A 22,473-nucleotide genomic window follows, 5' to 3' on the forward strand; every position below is an offset into this window, starting at 1 on the left:
GCTCGTCCGCCGCTCGTCGAAGGGGGAACCAGTGCTGCCGGAAGCCGACGACCTGCCCGAACTGCTCCTCGACCTGGCCGTGCCGCACGAGGACATCAACGCGCTGGTGGCCGGGCGGCGCCGGCTGTCCGGTGATCCGGGGGCGCTGAGACTCCTGGAGGAGTGCGTCGAGGAGTTGTTCCGCGACCCGCAGGACACCGGCCGCACACCCGACCTGGCGGAACTCTTCGGTGCGGCGCCCGCCGAGCTGGCCGGCACCTTCCCCGTGTACGTCTTCGTCGCCGCCGTCCCGCACACCCTCGCCCGGCACCGGGAGCGCGGCATCCCGGCCGGTGTCTCCCGGCGCACCCTGGCCGACCTGGGCCGGCACATGGCGGCGCACCGCAGACGGCACGGCACGACCGGCCTGCGGTCACGGCGCTGGCTGGTCCGGCACTTCCGCGGCGAGCTGTACCAGCTGGGCCGTCTGCAGTTCGAGCGGGCGCGGCACGGACAGCGCACGTCAGCGGTGATCTCCGCGGCCGGACTGGACGTGGCGCCCGGCACGCCCTGCCTGAACCTGCACGTCCCCGACTTCCACGGCCCGCTGACCCCGTCCGCCTGCGACCGCTCCCTGGCGTGGGCCCGGGAGTTCTTCGCCCGGCACTTTCCCGAGGAGCGGCCGGTGGCCGCGCTGTGCCACTCCTGGCTGCTGGACCCGCAGTTGAAGCGGTACCTGCCGGCCGACTCCAACATCATCCGCTTCCAGGACCGCTTCCGCGTCGCCCGCGAGGACACCGAGCCGTCCGACACCGAACCCGTCCAGTTCGTCTTCGGCGACCCGGACCTGCCGGTCGCGGAGCTGCCCCGGCGCACCACTGTGGAGCGGGCCGTGGGGGACCATCTGCGGGCCGGCGGGCACTGGTACATCGGGCACGGCTGGTTCCCGTTCCCGGACGACCGGCGCCGACCGGCCCCGCCTCACTCGAACGAGTGAACCAGCGGCGGAGGGGAACGGCTGTGCGGGGACCGGCCGTTGTCCGGGCATGACGGTCGAGATGCGTGAAGGATACGAGGGCACGGGACCCGGTGCGATCACCCCGGACGGCTGCGCGGTCGAGCTGTACGAACGGCTGCCGGTGGGCGAGGAACCGGACATCATCGCCGCGGCGGTACCCGCCGGGGCGCGCATCCTGGAACTGGGCAGCGGGGTGGGCCGGATCACCCGTCCCCTGATCGAGCGCGGGTTCGCGGTGACGGCGGTGGACGAGTCCGCCGACATGCTGAGCCGGGTCCGCGGGGCGCGCACGATATGCAGCCCCATCGAGCAACTGGACCTGGGCGGCGAGGAGTTCGACGTGGTGATGCTGGCGTCGTTCCTGGTGCACGCGGGTGACGAGGAGGTACGCAGAGGCCTGTTGCGCACCTGCGCCCGGTATGTGGCGAAGGACGGCTGCGTGCTCATCCAGCGCGAGGGCGAGGACTACCACACGAACGTGCCCCGGGAGCGCACCGACCCGAGCGGCTTCACGGTAAGGGTGCTCTCGGCGGAACCGCTCGGGAACGGAGCGAATTCGGTCCACGTCGAGTACGTCTTCCCGGACGCACGGTGGACCCAGACGTTCCTGTCCCGCCCGTTGACCAGAGAGCAGTTCGAGTCGGCACTGGAGGAAGCGGGGCTGGAGGTGGACTCGTATCTGACACCCGACCGGATGTGGGTGCGGGCGGTGCCGCGGGCGTAGGCCGGCACGCGGTCGGAGATGGTCCCCGTCACAGCGATGAGTTCCCGGACCGTGCGCCGTCTACATCGGTGACAGCAATCGACGATAGGCACCGCTTCCCCAGGAGACCCTCATGTCCGACTCCACCGCTCCCCTCGCCCACACCGCTTCCGTCACCTCCAGCGGTTCCCGCAGCGGCCGCAGGCGCGCGACCCGGGTCGCGCTGCGGACCGTACAGGTGCTGCTCGCGCTGTTCTACGGCATCGCGAGCGCGCTGCCCAAGCTCATCGCGCACCCCTCGGCCGTCGAGGCCTTCGACAAGATCGGCTGGGGCAGTGGGGTCATGTACACCATCGGCGCGCTCGAACTCGCCGGAGCCGTCGCCCTGTTGATCCCCGCGCTCCAGTCGGTCGCGGCGATCGCGCTCAGCGCGCTGATGGTGGGCGCGTTCATCGTCCAGCTCACGGTCTTCGCCGGCCAGAACGCCGCGACCCCGCTGATCCTCATGGTGCCACTCGCCCTGATCGCCTGGACCCGACGCGAGCACAACGCGGAACTCCTCCGACTGATACGCCGCCCCTGACCCCGCGGACCGGCATCGGCACCGACCGGCGGGGCGGGCGGGGAGCCGGCCGGCGGTGTCATGCGTGTCCGTTGCCCGCCGGGGCGTCGAGGGGGCCAGCTGGCGGTGTCGGTGTGTGACCGGCCGGCGGGGCAGGGGGCCGGGCTGACGGTGCCGGTGGGTATCCGGTCGAGGCCTCGCTGCTCTCGGCGGCCTCAGCGGGGCCCGCCTCGGTCAGGCTCCTCGAGGGCGCCCGGTGCTTCCGCCGGAGTCTGAGCCGTCACGGCCGCCGGGCCTTCCGGCTCCCTGGGAGCCGCCGGATCGGCTGCCTTCGCCGGATCAACTGCCTTTGCCGGACCTGCCGCGGTCGCCGGACCTGCCGCGGCCGCCCGGCTTGGAGCCGCCCCGGCCCCCGGATCCGCCCGGCGTGCCGGGTCCTCCGGAACCACTGAGGTCTCCGGCGGAGCCGAACGCCGGGAAGCCGCCCGGAAAGCCCGGGCCGGCGAGGCCGCGGAGGCGTTCCATCTCGCGGCGGTCGCGCTTGGTGGGGCGGCCGGCGCCCCGGTCACGGATGCCGGCGGGGGCGACGGCCTCGCGGGGCGGCGGCGGAGGCGAGTTGTCGATGTAGCACTGGGCGGCCACGGGCGCGCCGACCCGCTTGCGGATGAGGCGCTTGACGATCACCACACGCTCGCGGCCCTCGTGCCGCAGGCGTACCTCGTCGCCGACGCGCACGGAGTAGGCGGGCTTCACCCGCTCGCCGTTCACACGGACGTGACCGCCCCGGCAGGCGGTCGCACCGAGGGACCGCGTCTTGATCAGGCGCACGGCCCAGATCCAGCTGTCGATCCGGACCGTCTCCCCCTTGCCGGGCCCCGCGGCCTCGGCGGCGGCCACAGCGGCGGCGATCTTCGGATCGACGGGCTGCTCGGCGGCGGAAGCGCCGGAGCCGTGGGAATCCTCGGCGCCCTGGCCGGGGCCGGGCCCGTCCGGTCCACCGGTCCCACGGTTCACGTTCTCGTCCGCATCCTCGGAAGCCATGCCCCCGACCTTAACTCTCCGGGCGGCGTGAGCCGGACGCGTTTTCGCAGGGGTGGAGGGATACGGCAGCATCGCTGATCTGCGGATCGGTGCCGCCGGGCCCCGGGTGCACCCGAGCCGACGGGGCATACGGTGGCCGTATGGACGACAGCAGCGCCCTCGCTCGGCTCGACCGGCGTGTCGCGGAGTGCCGGGCCTGTCCCCGGTTGGTCGAGTGGCGGGAGGAGGTGGCCCGGACGAAACGGGCCGCGTTCGCCGACTGGACGTACTGGGGGCGGCCGGTGCCCGGCTTCGGTCCCGCCGACGCCCGGCTGGCGATCATCGGGCTGGCCCCCGCCGCGCACGGCGGCAACCGCACCGGCCGGATGTTCACCGGCGACCGTTCCGGAGACGTGCTCTACCAGGCGCTGTACGACGTGGGGCTCGCTTCGCAGCCCACCTCCGTCCGTGCCGACGACGGGCTGGAACTGTACGGCGTCCGGGTCACCGCGCCGGTGCACTGCGCCCCGCCCGCCAACAAGCCGACCCCAGGCGAGCGGGACACCTGCCGCCCGTGGCTGGTGCAGGAGCTGAAGCTGCTGCGGCCGACGCTGAGGGCCGCGGTCGTGCTCGGCGCCTTCGGCTGGCAGGCCGCGCTGCCCGCGTTCAGCGAGGCTGGCTGGACCGTGCCCCGGCCCCGCCCGGCCTTCGCCCACGGCACCCGCGTCGCCCTGGACGGCCTCGACCTCTTCGGCTGCTTCCACGTCAGCCAGCGCAACACCTTCACCGGCCGGCTCACCGCGGAGATGCTCCGCGAGGTACTGAGCACGGCGGCACAGGCGGCCGGACTCCGGTAACCGCCACTCACCGCCGACGGCGGAACCGGTCCCCGGTCACCACTGGCCCCGCAGCCCGAAACCGTCCTCGGCGGGCCGTCGGCCCTTCTCCCGAAACCGTTCTCGGCGGGAGGCCGGCCTCTTCTCCCGAAACCGTCCTCGACAGGCGGTCGGCCCCTTCTACCGAAACCCGCCCCTCAGCCGCCGTCGGCTCGGTCGTCGTCGACTCAGCCGCCGTCGGCTCGGTCGCCGACGGTGCTGCCGCCGTCGCCGTCCTCCGGATCCGTCCCGAACAGATGCCGGACCGTCGAGCGGTAGTTGGCGCGGACGTGGGCGAGGGCGTGGGTGCGGGCCCGGTCGGGGTCGCCGGAGGCGATCGCCTCGTACAACTCGCGATGCTCGGTGAGGAGTTGGGGCCACTCCTCGTTGCGCCGGGTGAGCCAGCGCAGGCGGCCGTCGACCGGCTCCATGACCGAGATCAGCAGGCTGTTGCCGGCCAGGGCGCGGATGCGGTCGTGGAAGCGGGTGTTGACGTCCGTGATCGCCTCGGCGTCGCCCTCCTTCGTGGCCCGCGCGGCCTGGTCGAGCAGGTCCCGCAGCTCCGCCAGGGCCTCGGGGGTCACCCGGGTCGCCGCCAGCCCCGCCGCGTACACCTCCAACGCCTCGCGCAGTTCGAAGAGTTCCCGGACGTCGGTCGGGGTCAGCCGGCGTACGACCGTACGGCGGGCGGACTCGAAGAGGACGAAGCCCTCGGCGACCAGTGCGCGGATCGCCTCCCGCACCGGCACCCGCGAAACACCGAAGCGCTCGGCGAGTTCCCGTTCGACGAGCCGGTCGCCGGGGGCGAGGCGCCCGGCGATGATGTCCTCCCGCAGGCTCGCCAGGACCCGCTCGCGCACCGCGCCCAGGGGCTCGATCTTCGTCATGGGCCCATCTTCGCCGACACGAGGGGACTTTTACGGGGCCGTAACGGCAACGACATCGGTCCGAACGCTTGACGACGGCACCATGTCCGCAGTTTGGTATACCAAACGACCCGCTTCCGTGCCTGACGCTGCCGCTCCATCGGTTTGCCCGCTGATGGTCCGTCCGAGTTCCAACGGTATGGCCCCTTCGTCCCCCGTTCAGGAGGCCCCGTGTCCCTCGCCGACCGCGCCGAAGCCACCGGCGCCCCCGTGTTCGCCCCCGACCCCCGCCTCGTCAACGAGGACCTCGCCCCCGCCAAGCAGCGGAACTGGAAGGTCTTCGACCTCTTCGCCATGTGGATGTCCGACGTCCACAACCTCGGCAACTACACCTTCGCCGCCGGCCTGCTGGTCCTCGGCATGAACGTCTGGCAGGTCTTCACCTCCCTGCTCGCCGGTTTCGTGATCATCTACGCCGGCATGAACCGGATGGGCCGGATCGGCCAGCGCCACGGCGTGCCCTTCCCGGTGGTCGGCCGCATCAGCTTCGGCGTCTGGGGCGCCAACATCCCCGCGCTGATCAGGGCCGTGATCGCCATCATGTGGTACGGCATCCAGACCTATCTGGCCTCCGTCGCCGTCAACGTGATGCTGCTGGCGGCCTGGCCGGGCCTGGAATCCCTCACCCGCCACTCCTTCCTCGGCCTGGACGCGCTCGGCTGGATCTCCTTCGTCTCGCTCTGGCTGCTCCAGGCGCTGATCATCAGCCGGGGCATGGAAGCCGTACGGAAGTTCCAGGACTTCTGCGGTCCGGCGATCTGGCTCGTGATGATCGCGCTGGCGCTGTGGGTCCTCGCCAAGGCCCACTGGAGCATCTCGCTCACCTCCACCCCGCACCCGGTGTCCACGGGCGAGCAGTGGCGGCAGTGGTTCGGCGCGATCGGCCTGATCCTCGCCACCTACGGCACGCTGATGCTCAACTTCTGCGACTTCTCCCGCTTCGCGCCCGACTACAAGACCGTCCGGCGCGGCAACTTCTGGGGCCTGCCCATCAACTCCACCGCCTTCGTCGTGGTGTCGGTGATCGTCACGGCCGGCTCGCTGAAGGCGTTCGGGCAGGCCATCACCGACCCCGCGGAACTGGTCGCCAAGGTCGGCAACACCTGGGTGCTCGTCGTCGCCGCGTTCACGTTCGCGGTCGCCACCATGGGCGTCAACATCGTCGCCAACTTCGTCTCACCGGCGTACGACCTCGCCAACGTCTGGCCGCAGAAGATCTCCTTCAGGATCGGCGGCATGATCAGCACGGTGGCGGCGCTGGTCGTCACCCCCTGGAACCTCTTCTCCAACCCGACCGTCGTCAACTACTTCCTCGGCGGCCTCGGCGCCTTCCTCGGCCCGCTGTTCGGCGTGATCATGGTCGACTACTACTGGGTCAAGCGCGGCAGGGTCGACGTGGACGCGCTGTTCGACGCCCGCCCGGGCACCCGGTACCACTACCGCAGGGGCGTCAACCCGAGGGCGCTGTGGGCGTTCCTGCCCTCCGCAGCGGTCGCCGCCGTGGTCGCGCTGGTGAAGAGCTTCAGCGACGTGGCGCCGTACTCCTGGTTCATCGGCACCGCGCTCGCCGCCGCCCTGTACGCGCTGCTGGGCCGCCGGGAGCGCGCGATCTCGGCGAAGGAGGGCTGACAGGCGTGCGGATCATCGTCACCAACTGCAACACCACGCGGGAGATGACCGAGGAGATCGTCCGCGGCGCCCGGGCCGCCGCGGGCCCCGGCACCACGGTGACCGGCCTGACCCCCGCCTGGGGCCCGGCGTCCGCCGAGGGCTGGCTGGACAGCTATCTCTCCGCGGCCGCCGTCCTGGACACCCTGCGGACGTACGACGGGCACGCGTACGACGCCGTCGTCCTGGCCGGGTTCGGCGAGCACGGCCGGGAGGGCGTACGGGAGTTGACGGACGTCCCGGTCGTGGACATCACGGAGGCCGCCGCCCACCTCGCCTGCCTCCTCGGCCGCCGCTACGGCGTCGTCACCACCCTCGACCGCTCCTGCGGCCAGATCGAGGACAGCCTGGAGACCGCCGGTGTGGCCCGGAACTGCGCCGCCGTCGTCGGTACCGGCCTCGGCGTCCTCGACCTCTCCGCCGATCCCGGCCGCACCGAGACGGCGTTCCTCACGGCGGCCGAGCGGGCCCGGGACATGGGCGCAGAGGTCCTCGTCCTGGGCTGCGCCGGGATGACGGGACTGCAGCGGACGGTGGGGGAGAAGCTCGGGCTGCCCGTGGTCGACGGCGTGGCGGCGGCGGTCAAGCTCGCCGAGTCCCTGGTCGCCCTGGGCCTGACCACCAGCCGCGCGGGCAGCTACCGGCCGCCGCTGCCCAAGGAGAGGAGATGGGGCCACCCGGCACGCTGAGCCGGCCCGCCGTGGCTCTCGTCCGCCTGGGCCGGCAAGTCCGGCGGTGGCGGGGGCGTGCGTCCCGCTCTGCCCCGCTCGGGGCGGCGCGCACGGTTGCTGCGCCCCTCACGGGCACCGGAGGTCGCCGGGGCGCGCTTGCTGCGGCCCTCATGAGCCCCGGAGGTCGCCGGCGCGCACGGTTGCTGCGCCCCTCACGGGCACCGAGGTTACTCGGGGGTCACGCCTGCGGTGTCCCTCGCGGGCGCCAGACGTACCGCACGTCCGGCTCCCGCTCCTCGTTGCCGCTGCCGTCCGTGAACTCGACGGCGGTGAAACCATGGCGCTCGTAGAACCGGTGGGCGGGCTTGTTGACCTGGAAGGTCCACAGGGTCAGCCCGCCCGGACAGCGCTCCTTGGCCAGCGCGACGAACCGGTCGCCGATGCCGCGCCCCCGCCACTCGGGGTCCAGATAGAGCTGCGACAGCAACTCGCCGTCCAGCACCATCAGCCCGACGACCGTTCCGTCACCGGCCTGCGCCACCCACGTCTCGCGCAATGGCACGACGACGTCCCGGATGTACGCCCGCACCTCGTCGTCGGTATGCGGCCGGACGACGGTGGGCAGGGCGGCACGAAAGGACCGCAGATACACGTCGGCGGCGGCCGCCGCGTCCGCCGCCACGGCCCGGCGCAGCAGGATGTCACCCGGCATGAGCGTCCCCCTCCCGCTCCGGTACCACCGCGGTGGCCGTGATCTCCACCAGTTGCCCGGTGTACCCGAGGCAGGCGACGCCGAGCAGCGTGGACGAGTGCGGCCCCGCACTCAGCCCGGAGGCCTCCACGACCTCCCACACCGCGGACAGCACCGCGGGCTCGCTGCTCACGACGTACACCTCCGTAGCCACCACATGGGCCAAGTCGCTTCCGACGGCGCCCAGTTGCTCCTGAAGGTTGGCGATCACCCGCTCCGCCTGCCGCACCGGATCGCCCGGCCCGACGATCTCCCCCTTCTCGTCCAGCGGCACGGCCCCGGCGAGAAAGGCCAGCTTCGTCCCGGCCTCGACGACCGAGGCGTGGGAGTACGCGGGTGGCGGGAAGAGAGCCGGAACGGTGACGCGCTGGATCATGAGGACTGTCCCCCGGAGACGGCAGTGAGCAACCCCCCGATGATCGCTCCCCTCCAGCCCGCCCGCATCCGAATTCCCGGGCACACCGTCCGACTTCTCAGGCACCGCCCGACTTCTCAGGCGCCCCGACGTGTCAGGACCCCGGCTTCTCAGGCACCCCCGACGACGGAACACCTGCCGCACGCCAGTGACAACGGCCCTGGCCGGCGAAGCGGAGGCGCGAGAAAACGGGTGGCGGTACGACCGCGCCGAGCGCTCCCATGAGACCCATGACCGACGACACCGACTTCCTCCGGAACGTCACCGACCGCCTGGCCGCTCTTCCCACGGTCAGGGCGGTGGCTCTCGGCGGTTCCCGCGCCCGGGGCACCCACCGCCCCGACAGCGACTGGGACCTGGCGATCTACTACCGGGGCCCCTTCGACCCGGACGACCTGCGCGCCGTCGGCTGGGAGGGCGAGGTGTCCGAGGTCGGCGGCTGGGGCGGCGGGGTCTTCAACGGCGGGGCATGGCTGACGATCGACGGGCGCCGGGTCGACGTCCACTACCGGGACCTGGACGTGGTCGAGCACGAACTGGCGGAGGCGGAGGCAGGACGCTTCCGGGTGGAGCCGCTGCTCTTCCATCTCGCCGGAATTCCCAGCTATCTGGTCGTGGCCGAACTCGCCGTCAACCAGGTGCTCAGCGGCACCGTGCCCCGCCCGGCCGGCTATCCGGCCCGGCTGCGCGCCACCGCCGCCGAGCGCTGGCACGGCACCGCCCGCGCCACCCTGCACTACGCCCGGCACAACCACGCCCCGCAGGGCCGCATCACCGAGACCGCCGGCTGCGTCGCCACGGCCGCTGCCCAAGCCGCCCACGGAGTGCTCGCGGCCCGCGGCGCGTGGGTGACGAACGAGAAGCGCCTGCTGGAACGGGCCGGACTGCGGGAGATCGACGACGTGATGGCCGCCCTGCGCGGCGAACCCGATGCGCTGGTCCATGCCGTCGCCGAAGCCGAGCGGATCCTCGGCACGTCGCGTTCCCAGCGGATCGCCGAGCCCAGTGCACAGGACGGTCACACAGACGGCCGGCAACAGGACGGAGAACGACAGCCGCAAAGACGGTCATAAAGGCGATTGCGGATCAAGGCGGAAAGAATCGCCGCGTTGCGTTCATTGAGAAAACGGCCCGTGCCCCACCTTTCACACGCGCGAAACGTGTGGGCCCCGTTCCTCGCCCCGTCGCCCCCTACCGTGGAAGCACCGCCCACCCGGCCGCCGTCGTCCGAAGGCTAGGCACACCCCGCCCGCGTACGACAGGAGGCCCGTGTCCCGGTTCGCCCCACCCCTCTGGCTCGCCCACGCCCTGCGCGCACAGCGCGGTCCCGTGCCCTGGAACGCGGTGATCCGGGGTGTGCTCGGCTGCGGGCCGCTGCTGCTCGCCGGTGTGCTCGCCGGGCGGACGCCCCTCGGCGTGCTCGCCGCCATCGGCGCGATGCTCGCCGGGATCAACGACCGGCCGGGCAGCCGACGCGCCTCCGTGCGGCGGCTCGGGGTGCCCGCGCTCGCCGGCGCCCTCGGGCTGCTCGCGGGGACGTACGCCGGGCAGGGGCTGGCCGCCGTACCGCTCACCCTCGTGCTCACCGCGCTCGGCCTGGTCGCCGGCGGCATCAGCGCGGTCGGGCCCGTCGCCTCCGCCGCCGGCACACACCTGCTCGTCGGCACCGCGATCGGCGCCGGGATGCCGGCGGCGGAGAGCGGCCGGCAGCAGGCCCTCGCCTTCCTCGCCGGAGCCGGCTGGCTGCTTCTGCTGCGGCTCGCCCTGCCCACGCCCGGCTCGCTCGCCGGGGACTTCCGGTTCGACGGGGAGCGGGAGGCGGTCGCCGGGGTGTACGACGCCATCGCCGCGCTGGTCGAGGCCGTGGGCGGGGCGCAGGCCACCGCGCGACGGGCCGCGCTCACCGCCGCCCTCGACCATGCCCAGGACGCCCTCGCCGGGCCCCGGCTGCGCCGGTACGCCAGTTCCGCCGCCGAGCGCCGGCTGCACGCCCGGTACGCGGCCGCGCTGCCCCTCGCCGAGGCCGCCACCGCCCTGTTCTGGGTGGGCGAGCCGGTCCCGGCGCGGGCCGCGGAAGGCCCCCGGCGCCTCGCCGCCGCCGTCCGCGCCGACACCGCCGCCGGCCCCCTCCCCGCCCCACCCGTCCCGCACACCCCCCGCCCCGGCCGTCGCCTGCGCCGGACCGGGAGGCCTCCCCACCACGCCGCGGGCCACCCACAGCAGCCTGAGGGCCGTCCTTCTGACGAGGGCCTGGACCACCACGTGAGCCGCCCTCACCCCGCGAGCCCCCACCCCGCCGGCACCTCCCTCGCCCCTGCCCTCCGCGCCCTCGACGACGCCCTGCTGTGTGCCGCCGAGGCCTTCGACCGGGGGGACGGCGCCCAACGGCGGCTGCTCACCCGGCGCCTGGGTCTCCGGGGCGCGCTGCGCGCCGTGTTCGGCAGTGGTGGGCGCGAGTACGGGATGCGGGTCGCCCTCTGCTTCGGGGCCAGCGCCGCCATCGCCCAGGCGCTGCACCACACCCGCTGGTACGGCCAGCACCAGCACTGGTACTGGATGCCCGCCACCGCCGTCTTCCTCGTCAAGCCCGACCTCGGTCCGCTCGCCTCCCGGGTACTGTGCCGGGCCGCCGGGACCGTGCTGGGAGCCCTGGTGTTCGCCGGGCTCGCCGCGCTGCTGCCCCGGCCGGCGGGGCTGATCGTGCTGGTCGCGGTGTGCGGGGCGCTCGTCCCGGTCGCCACCCGGCACTTCGCCGCGCTGACGGCCGTCGTCACCGTCCTCGTCCTCGCCCTGGTCATGGCAGGCGGCGAGCCGCAGGCCTCCGTCAGCCGGATCGGGGAGACCCTGATGGCCTGCGTGCTCGTACTGGTCGTCGGGCATCTGCCGATGCCGGGGCAGCGCGGCGGCGGGGTACGTGCCCGGCTCGCCACGGCCGGGGACGCCGCGCACGCCTATCTCGCACACGTCCTCGGTGAATCCGGCGGGTCCGGGGAGTCCGGCGGGTCCGGTGACCGCGCCGAGCGATGGGCGCTGCGCCGCGAGGCCTACCGCACGCTCGCCGAGGCCCGTACCGCCATCGCGCTCGCCGCCGCCGAACTGCCCGCACTCGCCCGGCACACCGCGGGCGCGGACGCCGTCGCGGACGCCCTGGAGCGACTTGTCGACACGACCACCGCCTGCGCCGTACACCTCGACGACACCGGCCGTCTCACGTCCCGGCACGTCGAGCAACTCCGTGAGGCGCTGGCCGAGTTGGGGCTCCAGGGAGTCGAGGTGCCACCGCACGGCCGTACGGCGGCCCTCGTCTGACGCTTCGGCCGGCCTCCTCGTCGCCGCGGGCCCCCGGACGTCCGTACGGCCGGGACGCCGTCGCCGAAAAGTCCGCTGCCGTAGGGAGCCGAAGAAAATCTTCGCGTCCGGCGATGAGTTCCGCTGCCCGCGACGGTCAGCACCTCGAACCGACCGCCGGACAGGAGGGCCCCATGTCGCTTCCGGAGATCGTCTCTCGTGAGCAGTGGCGCGCTGCGCGCGAGGAGTTGCTGCGCAAGGAAGAGGCGGTCAGACGGGCGCGCGAGGTGCTCGGCGCGGAGCGGCGGCGGCTGCCCATGGTCGAGGTGGACCCGGAGTACGTCTTCGAGGGCGGCGACGGCAAGGCCACCCTCCTGGACCTCTTCGAGGGCCGGACCCAACTCGTCGTGCAGCACTTCGTGTTCGCCCCGGAGCGGGAGACCGGCTGCCCGTGCTGCTCGGCCCTCCTGGACCAGGTCGGCCACCTCGCCCATCTGCGCGCCCGGAACACCTCCTTCGCGGCCGTCTCCCGGGCGCCGTTCACCAGGATCCTGCCCTTCAAGGCACGCATGGGCTGGACGGTGCCCTGGTACTCCTCCTCCCACAGCGACTTCAACCTCGACCTCGAGGCCACCGTGGTGACGGACCAGGGCCTGGCCGACCGTCCGGGCATCAGCTGCTTCCTGCGCGAACACGACCGGGTCTTCCATACCTATTCGGTGTACGGCGACGCGGACGACGGCTCGGGCGGACCGGGCGGCCTGGACGGACTCGGCACCCTCGCGGGTCTGCTCGACCTCACCCCACTCGGCCGCAACCCGTCCGGAAGCGACCGGCTGCGCCTGCACGACGAGTACGACCACTGACACCGAGCGTGCGCGTCGTGCCACAAAGTGATCAGACCCTCACGGTCCGCCCCGAACGGGTGTAGGTAATGTCTCAGTCCCGTCACTGGGCGAGCCGTTTCCCTTCTCCAGAGCGTTAACTCCTACGAGTACGACGCTTCTGGAGGTGCGAGATGGTGAACGGGCGAACGGTGCTCGAACGCTTTCCCGCCGGTGGTCCGCGGGGATCCTGGCCCGCGGAGGAGTTCGCGCAGGCGCGGCGTCAGGAAGGCCTGCCCGCCGAGGTCGTCATGGACCTCGCGACGGACGCGTTCCTCGTCATCGTGCGGGGTACCGAGTCCGCCGAGTGAGCGGACCGGCGCGGTCGGCCGCGCGGTGGCCTGTTCCGCCTGCAGGACGCACCGGTGGGAGTGCGCGGAAGTGAGGGGCGCACGGCCGGCCCCGGCCAAGCCGTGACGTAGGGGCGGCGCGGCCGATGTCAACCCTGGGACGCCGCGCGAGACCAGTCCGGGGCCGTCCCGGTCACCCGGCACAGGGCCAGGTAGAGCGGGATCGGCGGGGTGTACGGGACCGTGCCCTCCGGGCGGTGGATGAGCCGGGCGGCGCCGGTGACCAGGGCGCCGGGGGCGTAGTGGGCCGGGGACGGCCAGGGCAGGGCATAGTCGGAGTCCGAGGGGACGATCCACCACCAGCGGGCGCCGTCGGCGTACACACAGCCCAGCCGGGGCAGCCGAGGCACGACGAGCGGGCCGAGCCGGTCCGGCACCGCGACGGCGTCACAGCCGAGCGGCGCGGTCATGCCTTCCGGCACCGTGAGCCTTTGGGGCGCGTCCGGGGCCGACCTGCGCCGCTGCAGCCGCACCAGGGTGTCCAGCCCGAGGGACCGCTCGGAGGCCTGCCCGACGACACCGGCACCGGGTCGACCCGGGTCGAGGATCCTGCCGGTGACGTCCTGCCGGCGGGAGCCGCTGTCGGAGTCATGGCCTCGGGGGTCGTAGCCGCGACGGCCATGGCCGCCGGTCACGGACGCTCCCCGGCGCGCTGCTGCTCGTGGCGGTGATCGCCGGTCTGAACCCCACCGCGATGCTGGTCGGGGATCCGGTATTGCTCCGGCCAGTGCTCTCGGGCCCCATGCTGGTCGGGGATCCGGTGCTGCTCCGGCCGGTGCTCTCCGGCCCCATGCTGGTCGGTGACCCTGCGTTCCCCTGTGCGGTGCCGGTCGGCGCCTTGGTGCGGAGGCTGGTGCGGCGGGCGGTCCAGGAGCCGGTGCGGATGGGGCTCCGGTGTTCCACGGCGGGGCTTGTGCTCGGGATGGCGAGGGCTGAGGAGCCCGGCGGCGTCCTGCCGGCCCTCCGGAGAGTCGTCCTCGTCGGAGTCGTCCGGGCGGTCCGGCTTGGGGCGGGCGCCCCAGCCCAGGTCGTCCCGCGGAGCGGCGGTGTCGTCGGCCGTGTCCGTCCGGCGTGCCAGCTCGGCCCAGACCAGCAGCCCGGGGCCGTGTTCCTGGGCGCCCCAGGACAGACACAGAGCGTCGACGAGAAGCAGTCCCCTCCCGTGCTCCTCCTCAGGGCGCTGCGGGGAGGAGTGGGGTTCGCCCGGGGCGCAGCCCTCGTCATGTACGGCTATGCGCACGGTGTCGGCCCGGTCGTGCAGCTCGCACACCACACGGCTGCTCGCGGTGTGCACGATCGCGTTCGTGACCAGCTCGGACAGGACCAGGGCCGCGCTGTCGCAGGTGTCCGCGCACACCGACCAGCCGGTCAGCCAGGCGTGCGCGAGGCGTCTGGCCTGGGCGACGGAACCCGGATGCGCGGCCAGCTCGAAGCGGAACCGGCGCTCGGCAGCGCCCCCGCCGGAGGCTGCTCCCTGCCCCGCTCTCGAACCGGCTCCCGCGGGGATACCGCCACCGGCGCCACGACCGGACCGGTCTGCGGCGGCGTCTGTTCCTAAGGGCGCGGACGGAATCACGGTTGCCACTATCTCCCCGTCGTGAACACTTGGCAAGTGTCACTCTGAAAATTGCAGAGTGCTGTATGACTCGGTCAGGGGCCGTGGCACACTGCTCGCAACAGCACGTCGCGCGGCGCCAATTGGGAGCACCGGAGACCGTCCAGGTCTTCGAATGCATCTTCGAATGGCGCCGCAGGCCTGTCAGGGAACGTCTGCCGGGAACCGTCGGGCATCGGGCAGAGACAGAAGCAGATGGAGAGACACAGAGGCAGCCGGTGGAGGTGAGAGCGTGAGCGAGCCGCGGTCCGCGCCGACGGTCGGGCAAGTCGTCCTCGGGCGACGCCTGTCGGACCTCCGGGAACGTGCCGGGCTGAAACGCGAGGAAGCCGCCCGTGTGCTGCGCGTCGCGCCCGCCACCGTCCGCCGGATGGAGATGGCCGAGGTCGCCCTCAAGATCCCGTACCTGCAACTGCTGCTGAAGGCCTACGGCGTACCCGACGACGAGGCCGAACTCTTCGTCCAGCTCGCCGAGGAGGCCAACAAGCCCGGCTGGTGGCAGCGTTTCCACGACATCCTCCCCGGCTGGTTCTCGATGTACGTCAGCCTCGAGGGCGCGGCCAGCCTGATCCGCTCCTACGAGCCGCACTTCGTCCCCGGCCTGCTCCAGACCGAGGACTACGCACGCGGTGTGCTCAAGTCAGGCGCCGTCGGCCAGACCAGCCCCGAGGACATCGAGCGGCACGTCGCCCTGCGCATGCAACGCCAGGAACTGCTCACCCGTCCCGACGCCCCCCGCTTCTGGGCGGTGATGGACGAGACCGCCCTGCGGCGCCCGGTCGGATCACCGGAGGTGATGCGGGCGCAGATCGACAAGTTGCTCGAGGTCACGAAGCTGCCCCAGGTGACCCTCCAGGTCGTCCCGTTCGAGAGCGGGCCGCACCCGGGGACGTACGGGCCCTTCGTGCTGTTCCGATTCGCCATGCCGGAGCTTCCGGACATGGTCTACAGCGAGTACCTGACCGGCGCCGTCTACCTGGACGCGCGCGCCGAGGTGGCGACCCATCTCGAGGTCATGGACCGCATGGCGGCACAGGCCGCTACGGCACAACGCACGAAGGAGATCCTCCGGGATCTCCGCAAGGAGCTGTGAATGGATCGCATCACGCCGCGCGCACACGTGTACAACGGCATGCCCGCGCGGGAGTTGGGCAGCGAGGGCTGGCACAAGCCCTGGAGCGGCGGCAACGGCGGCAACTGCCTGGAGGCGATGAAGCTGGCCGACGGCCGGATCGCCGTACGCCAGTCCACCGACCCGGACGGGCCGGCGCTGATCTACACCACGGACGAGATGACCGCGTTCATAGAAGGCGCCAAGGCGGGGGAGGCCGACTTCCTGCTCTCCTGACCCCCGCCTGGCCGCGTGGTGCTGCTCGCCCGGCCTCCTCGTCACGGCACCGACCCGCACACCGGCACCGGCACACCGACCGAGCCGAACCCGCACCGGATCGCCCTCGCGATCGGAACACGCCGGCCCCGCCTACACCCGCATGGGCCGATCCCGCGGCGAGACCGGGGCCGGCAGTTGCGAACTCCCGGTCAGATAGCGGTCGACGGCCGCCGCCACCGCCCGTCCCTCCGCGATCGCCCAGACGATCAGCGACTGTCCGCGCGCCGCGTCCCCGGCGGCGAACACCCCGGGCACGTTGGTGGCGAAGCCGTCGTCCCGGGCGATCGTGCCGCGCGGTTGCAGCGCCAGACCCAACTGGCCGATCAGCCCGTCCTCCTGGTCCGGCCCGGAGAACCCGAGAGCGAGCAGCACGAGATCGGCGGGCAGCGTCCGCCCGCTGTCCGGCACCGGGCGCCGCGCCGCGTCCACGCCCACCAGGTGCAGCGAGCGCACCCGCCCGCTGTCGTCCCCGGTGAAACGGAGCGTGGACGCCGCGAAGAGCCGGGCATCCGCGTCCGCCGCCGGTGCCGTACGCAGGTCCCGGGCCTCCTCGTGCGCGGCCGACAGCCGGTACAGCTTCGGGTACGTCGGCCACGGCTCGGTGTCCTCGTCGCGCTCGGTGCCCGGCTGGGCGTAGATGTCCAGCTGGGTCACGGACGCGGCCCCCTCGCGCACGGCGGTCCCCAGACAGTCCGCTCCGGTGTCTCCGCCGCCGACGATCACCACGTGCTTGCCGGACGCCGACAGCGGGGAGACCTCCAGATCCCCCGCACAGACCCGGTTCGCCAGCGGCAGATACTCCATCGCCTGGTGTATCCCTTTCAACTCCCGGCCCGGCACCGGAAGTTCCCGCCACGCCGTGGCCCCCGTGGCGACCACGACGGCGTCGTACCGCCCGCACAGCTCCACCGCCCCGACATCCCGGCCGACGGCGGTCGACGTACGGAACTTCGTCCCCTCGGCCCGCATCTGCTCGATCCGCCGCTCCAGGTGCCGCTTCTCCATCTTGAACTCGGGGATCCCGTATCGCATCAGCCCGCCGATCCGGTCGTCCTTCTCGTACACGGCGACCGTGTGCCCGGCCCGGGTGAGCTGCTGGGCCGCGGCGAGCCCGGTGGGCCCGGAGCCGATGACGGCGACCGTCTTCCCGGACAGGCGCTCGGGCGGCGAGGACGGGACGAAACCTTCCTCCCAGGCCCGGTCGGCGATCGCGCACTCGACGTTCTTTATGGTGACGGCCGGCTGGTTGATGGCCAGGACGCACCCCGCCTCGCAGGGCGCCGGACACAACCGGCCGGTGAACTCGGGGAAGTTGTTCGTCGCGTGCAGCCGCTCGCTCGCCGCCCGCCAGTCCTCCCGCGAGACCAGGTCGTTCCACTCCGGGATGAGATTGCCCAGCGGGCAGGCGTGGTGGCAGAACGGGATACCGCAGTCCATGCACCGGCCGGCCTGCTTGCTGATGATGGGCAGCAGCGCTCCCGGGACGTAGACCTCGTCCCAGTCCCGCACCCGCTCCTCGACGGGCCGCCGCGGCCACTCCTGGCGCGGCGTGGTCATGAACCCCTTGGGATCGGCCATGGTCGTCTTCCTCGCGTACGGAGACCGCGCGGGCACCGCGTGTACGACCGGCCGTACGTCATCGGGCGGCATCCTTCGGCACCCTTTCGGCCACGATACGTCCGCACCGACGGCCGTGCAGAGTGGCTGACAGCGCTTTCTCCGGGTGTGCCGGGGCGGGTCGGGACCGAGAGGTGCACCCGGGGGTCAGGCGAGGGCCAGCAGGTAGACCAGGGCGGCCGCCGCGGAGGCGACCGTACGGACGTGGTTCCAGAACGTCCACTCCCGCACGTACGCCGGCCAGTACACGGCCGCCTCCGGCGCGCCCGGGGTCAGCCGGGCCAGCCGCTCGTTGCGCGGGACGTTCGCGGCGATCGTCAGCACGAACGCGCCGAAGAGATACAGCGCGCTGCCCAGCAGCAGTTCTGTCCTGCCGTCGTCCGGCCACACCACGAACGTCACCACCGCGATCATCGCGCTCAGCACCGCCGAACCCGTGAACACCGTCGTGAAGACGGGCCGCACCGCGGCGGCATTGATCGCGTTCATCGCGGCGACGCCCTGCGCGGGCGGCAGCGCGGCGAGCCCCCGCATCACGAAGGCCGAGAAGGCGCAGAAAACCCCGGCCATCAGCCCGGTACCGAGAATCCCCACCACGACCAGCACGAAGAACGGCCCGCCGATCATCTCCCACGCCCCATCCTGTCTCGTCCCACCCCGTACAAGCCCGGCATCCCCTCGGGGAGCCGGTTCCGGCCATGCGTGGCGAACGCAGCCGGTGAACGTTCGCGTCTCCGCCCCCGCGGCCGATTCCCGCCCTTCACCCAGCGGTGTCCGTTCGCTCCTCAGCCGACGTCCGCACCGGCGCTCTGCCAGCCCCGCAGCACGCCCTCCACCGCCGGGGCGATCCGGCGCCGTGCCTCGTACCGCGGCACACCGCGCATCAGCAGCTGGTCGTACGGCGTGTCCACGTGGCGTACGGCCGCCACGACCGCCGACACCACCGCTCCCTCCGACAGCGCCCGCCCGGCCGCGCTCCGCCCGACCCGTCCGCTGCCCCGGACGGACGCGTGCGCCGCGATCGCCTGCGCGCGATCGGCGGGGCAGCCGGGAAACAGCCGCAGGATCTCGGCCGCGAACGCCGCCGCGAACCGTTCGTCCTCCGCCGCCCGGCGCCGTGCGTCCCGTGCCCGTCGCCTGCGCCGCGCCTCCGCGTCCGCCAGACAGCGGGCCTCGGCCCGGGCCAGCGCCGCCTCCTCCACGAGCACGCCCTGCCGCTCGTAACGGCTCTTGCGCCGGTTGAACCGCACCACCACGACCGACAGCCCGCTCTCCTCCCGCGACCTGCGGGTCAGCGCGGTGTCCCCGCGCGGCAGGAAAACCAGGTGCCCGAGGTCCGCGCAGTCCAGGCAGCGCGGAGCCCCGTCCTCCAGCACGAGCAGCGACAGCGGCCCGCGCCGGCAAGCGGCGCACCGCTTGGGCTTCTGCGCCTGGATGACGACAAGCCGACCGGGGGAGTGGGGAGTCGAGGGAAGCGCCATACGCGGTTCATTCCCCGTCGTCCGCCCCTCCCACGCCGCGCCGGGTCCCTCCTCCTCTCTGCCTCACGTCTGCCTCACGTCTGCCCCACTTCTGTCCTCACCCCCTGTCTCCTCCCGCGTGTGGTCCTCACGCCCGGCTTCCCACGTGTGGGTCCTCGCGCCCGGCCTCCCACGTGTGGGTCCTCGCACCCGCCACCGGCGCCCGGCCCCCCTCCCGCATGTGGTCCTCGTGCCCGGGCTTCCCCGGCAGCCACCGTCACCTCACTTCCCGCCACCCGGCATCATGGGCCCCGTGCGACTCGAAGCGATCACCTGGGACCGGCTCGCGGAGCTGCTCGCCGATCGGCTGGCCGCGCTGGAGCCGGCCGACGGCAGTGCCTGGCCGCGTGTCGGCTTCGACGGGGCCCCGGCCGCCCGGCCCGGCGACCTCGCCGAGCGGGTCGGGGAGGCGCTCCGGGTGCGGGGCCGGCCCTCACTCGTCGTCGGCGCCGAGGGCTTCCTGCGCCCCGCCTCGCTGCGCCTGGAGCACGGGCGCCGGGACGCGGAGTCGTACTACGGCGGATGGTTCGACACCGGCGCCCTCTGGCGCGAGGTCTTCGGCCCGCTCGACCCCGGCGGCACCGGGCGCGTCCTGCCCGACCTGTGGGACCCGGCCACCGACCGGGCCACCCGCAGTCCCTATGTCCAACTCCCGCCCGGCGGAGTCCTGTTGCTCCACGGCCCCCTTCTGCTGCGGCACTGGTTCCCCTTCGACCTGACCGTGCACCTCATGCTCTCCCCGGGCGCCCTGCGCCGCCGTACCCCCGAGGCCGAACACTGGACGCTCCCCGCGTTCGAGCGCTACGAGGCCGAGACCGACCCCGTCGGCACCGCCGATGTGCTGGTCCGCGCCGACGACCCGCGTCATCCCGCCTGGAGCGGCTGATCCGAGTGGTTGATCCGAGCGGTCCAAGACTGGCCGGTCCGGAGCGGTTGATCCGCACGGCTCGGCAGGAGGGGTGCGGAGGTGACCCTGCGGGCCGCGCCGGGCCGGTGGATCAGAGCCAGCCGTTGCGCCTGAAGCCCCGGTACAGCGCCAGGCACGCCGCCGCCATGACGGCCATGACCAGGGGATAACCGAACCGCCAGTGCAACTCCGGCATGTGGTCGAAGTTCATGCCGTACACCCCGCACACCATGGTCGGCACGGCGATCACCGCGGCCCACGCCGTGATCTTCCGCATGTCCTCGTTCTGCGCGACGGTCACCTGTGCGAGGTGGGCCTGCAGGATCGAGTTGAGCAGTTCGTCGAACGCGGCGATCTGCTCCTTGGCCCGTATCAGATGGTCGAGCACATCCCGGAAGTACGCCTGGATCTCAGGGGCGACGACCCGTATGGGACGGGTGGCCAGATCCTCCACCGGGCGGCCGAGCGGCACCACCGCCCGCTTCAGCTCCAGCAGTTCACGCTTCATCTGGTAGATGCGCCCGGGGTCCAGCCGTGCGCCGTTCTCCGAGAACACCTCCGTCTCGACCTGGTCGATGTCGGCCTGCACCGCGTCGGTGACGCTCAGGTAGTCGTCCACGACATGGTCGGCGATCGCGTGCAGCACCGCGGCCGGACCCTTGGCGAGCTGTTGCGGGTGCGCCTCCAGCTCCTCGCGCAGCGGGCCCAGCGAGCCGTGCCTGCCGTGCCGCACCGTGATGACGAAGTCCTTGCCGACGAACACCATGATCTCGCCGGTGTCGACCACCTCGCTGGTCGCCGTGAGCTGTTCGTGCTCCACATAGCAGACCGTCTTGAACACCGCGAAGAGCGTGTCGCCGTAATGCTCCAGCTTCGGACGCTGATGAGCCTCGACCGCGTCCTCCACCGCCAGCGGATGCAGGTCGAACAGCTCCGCGATGCCCGCGAACTCACGGTCCGTCGGCTCGTGCAGCCCGAGCCAGACGAAGCCCTCGCCCGTCTTGCGCACCATCCGCACGGCGTCCACCAGGTCCGTGCACTGCGGCACGCGCACGCCGTCCTGGTACATCACACAGTTGACCACCGACGAGCCCAGCGGTGACCTGGCGGGATGGCTCAGGTCGACGCGTGGCCGCCGCCGGGTCAGGCGCGCCACCTTGCGCAGGCCGCCGACCCTGCTCAGCCCCGTGACCTTCCGCAGATTCCCCGCCATGGACATCTGGATCTCCTCGTCTGGATCTCCCTGCACTCGACGCTTTCGCGCCTTGCCCGGCAAGTCTGCCAGCCGCGGGCAAGGCGTGGGTAAGCCTGTGGGAACGTGAGGTTCCGCTTGGTTCCCGCCTGTGGACGAAGCGACGGCGGGCGAACAGGGCACCCGGTGCGGGGAGAACGCCGGTGTGCGGATGAGGCGCCGGTGTGCGGAGGGCGCATGATCGAGGCATGACCTCATCCGACGGGTACCTCCTGGACAACCGGCAGAACGAGGCCGGCGAGCGCTTCGGCGCGTTCACCGCCCTCTTCGATCCCACGACCTTCCGGCACATCGAGGCCCTCGGCATCCGGCCCGGCTGGCGCTGCTGGGAAGTCGGCGCCGGCGGAACCTCAGTGGTGTCCTGGCTCGCCGAGCAGACCGGCCCCACCGGAAAGGTCGTCGCGACCGACATCGACACCTCGCGGCTCGACGCCGCGTCCGGCCCGTCGGTGGAGGTCCGCGTGCACGACGTGGGCGCCGACGAACCGCCGGGCGAGGGCTTCGACCTGGTCCACGCCCGGCTCGTCCTCGTCCATGTGCCGGACCGGGCAAGGGCGTTGCGGTCCATGATCGAGGCCCTGCGTCCGGGCGGACGACTCCTCGTCGAGGACGCCGACCCCGCACTCCAGCCCTTGACCTGCCCCGACGAGTACGGCCCCGAGCAGCGGCTCGCCAACCGGCTGCGCCAGGGCTTCCGCAAGCTGCTCGCCGAACGAGGCGCCGATCTCTCGTACGGCCGCAAACTCCCGCGTCTGCTCCGGGAGGCCGGCCTGAGCGCGGTGGAGGCCGAGGCGTTCTTCCCGGTGACGTCTCCTGCCTGCACCGCTCTCGAGGCCGCGACGGTCCGCCAGATCCGGGACCGTCTCGTCGCCGCGGGGCTCGCCACCGACGAGGAGATCGACCAGCACCTGGCCAACGTCGAGGGCGGCGGCATGGACCTGGCCACCGCGCCGATGATCTCCGCGTGGGGGCGGAAGGACTAGGGGGTTCCGTTTGGATCAGCCCGGGTCCGCGACGCCCGGCACGGCACCTCGCTGCGTTGTCGGACCACCCGAGTACGCC

Annotated in this window: 24 protein-coding genes; 14 read left to right on the top strand and 10 right to left on the bottom strand. The window is 72.6% G+C overall.

The genetic code is table 11. From position 1 onward, the window contains the following. The first annotated feature begins 31 nt into the window (after positions 1 to 31). From OG956_RS27495 to OG956_RS27505, 3 genes are all read left to right on the top strand, one after another. Positions 32 to 976, top strand: coding sequence for an acyltransferase domain-containing protein (locus tag OG956_RS27495; protein ID WP_330340682.1), 945 nt, complete (start codon positions 32 to 34; stop codon positions 974 to 976). A 61-nt stretch (positions 977 to 1,037) separates the two neighbouring features. Further along, positions 1,038 to 1,721: a class I SAM-dependent methyltransferase gene (locus OG956_RS27500; protein WP_330340683.1), complete on the top strand. Its 684-nt coding sequence runs from the start codon at positions 1,038 to 1,040 to the stop codon at positions 1,719 to 1,721. Positions 1,722 to 1,833: 112 nt separating this feature from the next. Further along, positions 1,834 to 2,283 carry a DoxX family protein gene (locus OG956_RS27505; protein ID WP_330340684.1) on the top strand — a complete coding sequence of 150 codons (450 nt, stop codon included), beginning with the start codon at positions 1,834 to 1,836 and terminating at the stop codon, positions 2,281 to 2,283. A 318-nt stretch (positions 2,284 to 2,601) separates the two neighbouring features. Here OG956_RS27505 and OG956_RS27510 read toward each other — a convergent pair whose 3' ends face one another. Beyond that, on the bottom strand, positions 2,602 to 3,303 hold the full coding sequence (locus OG956_RS27510) for an RNA-binding S4 domain-containing protein (RefSeq protein WP_330340685.1): 702 nt from the start codon (positions 3,301 to 3,303) through the stop codon (positions 2,602 to 2,604). Between the two features lie 140 nt (positions 3,304 to 3,443). Between OG956_RS27510 and OG956_RS27515 the strand changes: the two genes are divergently transcribed. Beyond that, positions 3,444 to 4,139 (top strand): uracil-DNA glycosylase, encoded by a 696-nt coding sequence (locus OG956_RS27515; RefSeq protein ID WP_330340686.1) that lies wholly within the window; start codon positions 3,444 to 3,446, stop codon positions 4,137 to 4,139. A 206-nt stretch (positions 4,140 to 4,345) separates the two neighbouring features. Here OG956_RS27515 and OG956_RS27520 read toward each other — a convergent pair whose 3' ends face one another. Next, positions 4,346 to 5,044, bottom strand: coding sequence for a GntR family transcriptional regulator (locus tag OG956_RS27520; RefSeq protein WP_330340687.1), 699 nt, complete (start codon positions 5,042 to 5,044; stop codon positions 4,346 to 4,348). A 210-nt stretch (positions 5,045 to 5,254) separates the two neighbouring features. On the opposite strand from OG956_RS27520, the gene OG956_RS27525 reads away from it, so the two are divergent. Both OG956_RS27525 and OG956_RS27530 read left to right on the top strand, forming a co-directional pair. Continuing rightward, the gene (locus tag OG956_RS27525; RefSeq protein ID WP_330340688.1) at positions 5,255 to 6,712 is read left to right on the top strand and encodes an NCS1 family nucleobase:cation symporter-1; all 1,458 of its coding nucleotides are present in this window, start codon (positions 5,255 to 5,257) and stop codon (positions 6,710 to 6,712) included. Positions 6,713 to 6,717: 5 nt separating this feature from the next. Further along, positions 6,718 to 7,440: an aspartate/glutamate racemase family protein gene (locus OG956_RS27530; RefSeq protein ID WP_330340689.1), complete on the top strand. Its 723-nt coding sequence runs from the start codon at positions 6,718 to 6,720 to the stop codon at positions 7,438 to 7,440. A 220-nt stretch (positions 7,441 to 7,660) separates the two neighbouring features. On the opposite strand, the gene OG956_RS27535 is transcribed toward OG956_RS27530, so the two are convergent. Beyond that, entirely contained in the window at positions 7,661 to 8,134 is a 474-nt protein-coding gene (locus OG956_RS27535) for a GNAT family N-acetyltransferase (RefSeq protein ID WP_330340690.1), read from the bottom strand. Beyond that, positions 8,124 to 8,549, bottom strand: a complete 426-nt coding sequence (locus OG956_RS27540) for a RidA family protein (protein ID WP_330340691.1) — start codon at positions 8,547 to 8,549, stop codon at positions 8,124 to 8,126. The genes OG956_RS27535 and OG956_RS27540 overlap by 11 nt, the downstream gene beginning before the upstream one ends. A 260-nt stretch (positions 8,550 to 8,809) precedes the next feature. On the opposite strand from OG956_RS27540, the gene OG956_RS27545 reads away from it, so the two are divergent. The 4 genes from OG956_RS27545 (at position 8,810) to OG956_RS27560 (ending at position 13,071) form a co-directional block, all read left to right on the top strand. Then, on the top strand, positions 8,810 to 9,661 hold the full coding sequence (locus OG956_RS27545; protein ID WP_443065616.1) for a nucleotidyltransferase family protein: 852 nt from the start codon (positions 8,810 to 8,812) through the stop codon (positions 9,659 to 9,661). Between the two features lie 196 nt (positions 9,662 to 9,857). Next, entirely contained in the window at positions 9,858 to 11,897 is a 2,040-nt protein-coding gene (locus tag OG956_RS27550; RefSeq protein ID WP_443065617.1) for an FUSC family protein, read from the top strand. Between the two features lie 173 nt (positions 11,898 to 12,070). Continuing rightward, entirely contained in the window at positions 12,071 to 12,742 is a 672-nt protein-coding gene (locus tag OG956_RS27555; protein ID WP_330340693.1) for a DUF899 domain-containing protein, read from the top strand. A 152-nt stretch (positions 12,743 to 12,894) separates the two neighbouring features. Further along, positions 12,895 to 13,071 (top strand): hypothetical protein, encoded by a 177-nt coding sequence (locus OG956_RS27560; protein ID WP_330340694.1) that lies wholly within the window; start codon positions 12,895 to 12,897, stop codon positions 13,069 to 13,071. A 128-nt stretch (positions 13,072 to 13,199) separates the two neighbouring features. Here the strand turns inward: OG956_RS27560 and OG956_RS27565 are convergent, their stop codons facing one another. Both OG956_RS27565 and OG956_RS40275 read right to left on the bottom strand, forming a co-directional pair. Then, positions 13,200 to 13,658, bottom strand: a complete 459-nt coding sequence (locus tag OG956_RS27565; protein WP_443065695.1) for a hypothetical protein — start codon at positions 13,656 to 13,658, stop codon at positions 13,200 to 13,202. An 83-nt stretch (positions 13,659 to 13,741) separates the two neighbouring features. Beyond that, positions 13,742 to 14,686, bottom strand: a complete 945-nt coding sequence (locus OG956_RS40275; protein WP_443065618.1) for an ATP-binding protein — start codon at positions 14,684 to 14,686, stop codon at positions 13,742 to 13,744. Between the two features lie 271 nt (positions 14,687 to 14,957). Here OG956_RS40275 and OG956_RS27575 point away from each other — a divergent pair, with 271 nt between their 5' ends. Together OG956_RS27575 and OG956_RS27580 are read left to right on the top strand one after the other, a co-directional pair. Further along, positions 14,958 to 15,818: a helix-turn-helix domain-containing protein gene (locus tag OG956_RS27575; protein ID WP_330340695.1), complete on the top strand. Its 861-nt coding sequence runs from the start codon at positions 14,958 to 14,960 to the stop codon at positions 15,816 to 15,818. Continuing rightward, positions 15,819 to 16,073 carry a DUF397 domain-containing protein gene (locus tag OG956_RS27580; protein WP_330340696.1) on the top strand — a complete coding sequence of 85 codons (255 nt, stop codon included), beginning with the start codon at positions 15,819 to 15,821 and terminating at the stop codon, positions 16,071 to 16,073. A gap of 132 nt (positions 16,074 to 16,205) precedes the next feature. Here OG956_RS27580 and OG956_RS27585 read toward each other — a convergent pair whose 3' ends face one another. From OG956_RS27585 to OG956_RS27595, 3 genes are all read right to left on the bottom strand, one after another. Continuing rightward, the gene (locus OG956_RS27585) at positions 16,206 to 17,693 is read right to left on the bottom strand and encodes a glutamate synthase subunit beta (RefSeq protein ID WP_330340697.1); all 1,488 of its coding nucleotides are present in this window, start codon (positions 17,691 to 17,693) and stop codon (positions 16,206 to 16,208) included. Between the two features lie 186 nt (positions 17,694 to 17,879). Then, entirely contained in the window at positions 17,880 to 18,359 is a 480-nt protein-coding gene (locus tag OG956_RS27590; protein WP_330340698.1) for an anthrone oxygenase family protein, read from the bottom strand. 158 nt (positions 18,360 to 18,517) lie between these two features. Next, positions 18,518 to 19,213 carry a DUF2293 domain-containing protein gene (locus tag OG956_RS27595; RefSeq protein WP_330340699.1) on the bottom strand — a complete coding sequence of 232 codons (696 nt, stop codon included), beginning with the start codon at positions 19,211 to 19,213 and terminating at the stop codon, positions 18,518 to 18,520. Positions 19,214 to 19,496: 283 nt separating this feature from the next. Here OG956_RS27595 and OG956_RS27600 point away from each other — a divergent pair, with 283 nt between their 5' ends. After that, a complete protein-coding gene (locus tag OG956_RS27600) occupies positions 19,497 to 20,138 on the top strand; it encodes a uridine kinase (protein WP_330340700.1) in 642 nt (213 codons plus the stop codon). A gap of 112 nt (positions 20,139 to 20,250) precedes the next feature. Here OG956_RS27600 and corA read toward each other — a convergent pair whose 3' ends face one another. After that, entirely contained in the window at positions 20,251 to 21,378 is a 1,128-nt protein-coding gene (corA, locus tag OG956_RS27605; RefSeq protein ID WP_330340701.1) for a magnesium/cobalt transporter CorA, read from the bottom strand. A 221-nt stretch (positions 21,379 to 21,599) separates the two neighbouring features. Between corA and OG956_RS27610 the strand changes: the two genes are divergently transcribed. Beyond that, positions 21,600 to 22,394: a methyltransferase gene (locus tag OG956_RS27610; protein ID WP_330340702.1), complete on the top strand. Its 795-nt coding sequence runs from the start codon at positions 21,600 to 21,602 to the stop codon at positions 22,392 to 22,394. Positions 22,395 to 22,473 lie beyond the last annotated feature (79 nt).

This window comes from Streptomyces sp. NBC_00557 (genome assembly GCF_036345995.1).
Taxonomy (GTDB): domain Bacteria; phylum Actinomycetota; class Actinomycetes; order Streptomycetales; family Streptomycetaceae; genus Streptomyces.

Excerpts from the sequence above, each read along its gene's own strand:
- OG956_RS27600 (WP_330340700.1), top strand. The coding sequence starts at position 19,497 with ATGGGCCCCGTGCGACTCGAAGCGATCACCTGGGACCGGCTCGCGGAG.
- OG956_RS27580 (WP_330340696.1), top strand. The coding sequence starts at position 15,819 with ATGGATCGCATCACGCCGCGCGCACACGTGTACAACGGCATGCCCGCG.
- corA (WP_330340701.1), bottom strand. The coding sequence starts at position 21,378 with ATGTCCATGGCGGGGAATCTGCGGAAGGTCACGGGGCTGAGCAGGGTC.
- OG956_RS27545 (WP_443065616.1), top strand. The coding sequence starts at position 8,810 with ATGAGACCCATGACCGACGACACCGACTTCCTCCGGAACGTCACCGAC.
- OG956_RS27590 (WP_330340698.1), bottom strand. The coding sequence starts at position 18,359 with ATGATCGGCGGGCCGTTCTTCGTGCTGGTCGTGGTGGGGATTCTCGGT.
- OG956_RS27560 (WP_330340694.1), top strand. The coding sequence starts at position 12,895 with ATGGTGAACGGGCGAACGGTGCTCGAACGCTTTCCCGCCGGTGGTCCG.
- OG956_RS27585 (WP_330340697.1), bottom strand. The coding sequence starts at position 17,693 with ATGGCCGATCCCAAGGGGTTCATGACCACGCCGCGCCAGGAGTGGCCG.
- OG956_RS27500 (WP_330340683.1), top strand. The coding sequence starts at position 1,038 with ATGCGTGAAGGATACGAGGGCACGGGACCCGGTGCGATCACCCCGGAC.
- OG956_RS27535 (WP_330340690.1), bottom strand. The coding sequence starts at position 8,134 with ATGCCGGGTGACATCCTGCTGCGCCGGGCCGTGGCGGCGGACGCGGCG.
- OG956_RS27610 (WP_330340702.1), top strand. The coding sequence starts at position 21,600 with ATGACCTCATCCGACGGGTACCTCCTGGACAACCGGCAGAACGAGGCC.
- OG956_RS27595 (WP_330340699.1), bottom strand. The coding sequence starts at position 19,213 with ATGGCGCTTCCCTCGACTCCCCACTCCCCCGGTCGGCTTGTCGTCATC.
- OG956_RS27515 (WP_330340686.1), top strand. The coding sequence starts at position 3,444 with ATGGACGACAGCAGCGCCCTCGCTCGGCTCGACCGGCGTGTCGCGGAG.
- OG956_RS27520 (WP_330340687.1), bottom strand. The coding sequence starts at position 5,044 with ATGACGAAGATCGAGCCCCTGGGCGCGGTGCGCGAGCGGGTCCTGGCG.
- OG956_RS27505 (WP_330340684.1), top strand. The coding sequence starts at position 1,834 with ATGTCCGACTCCACCGCTCCCCTCGCCCACACCGCTTCCGTCACCTCC.
- OG956_RS27510 (WP_330340685.1), bottom strand. The coding sequence starts at position 3,303 with ATGGCTTCCGAGGATGCGGACGAGAACGTGAACCGTGGGACCGGTGGA.
- OG956_RS27555 (WP_330340693.1), top strand. The coding sequence starts at position 12,071 with ATGTCGCTTCCGGAGATCGTCTCTCGTGAGCAGTGGCGCGCTGCGCGC.
- OG956_RS27540 (WP_330340691.1), bottom strand. The coding sequence starts at position 8,549 with ATGATCCAGCGCGTCACCGTTCCGGCTCTCTTCCCGCCACCCGCGTAC.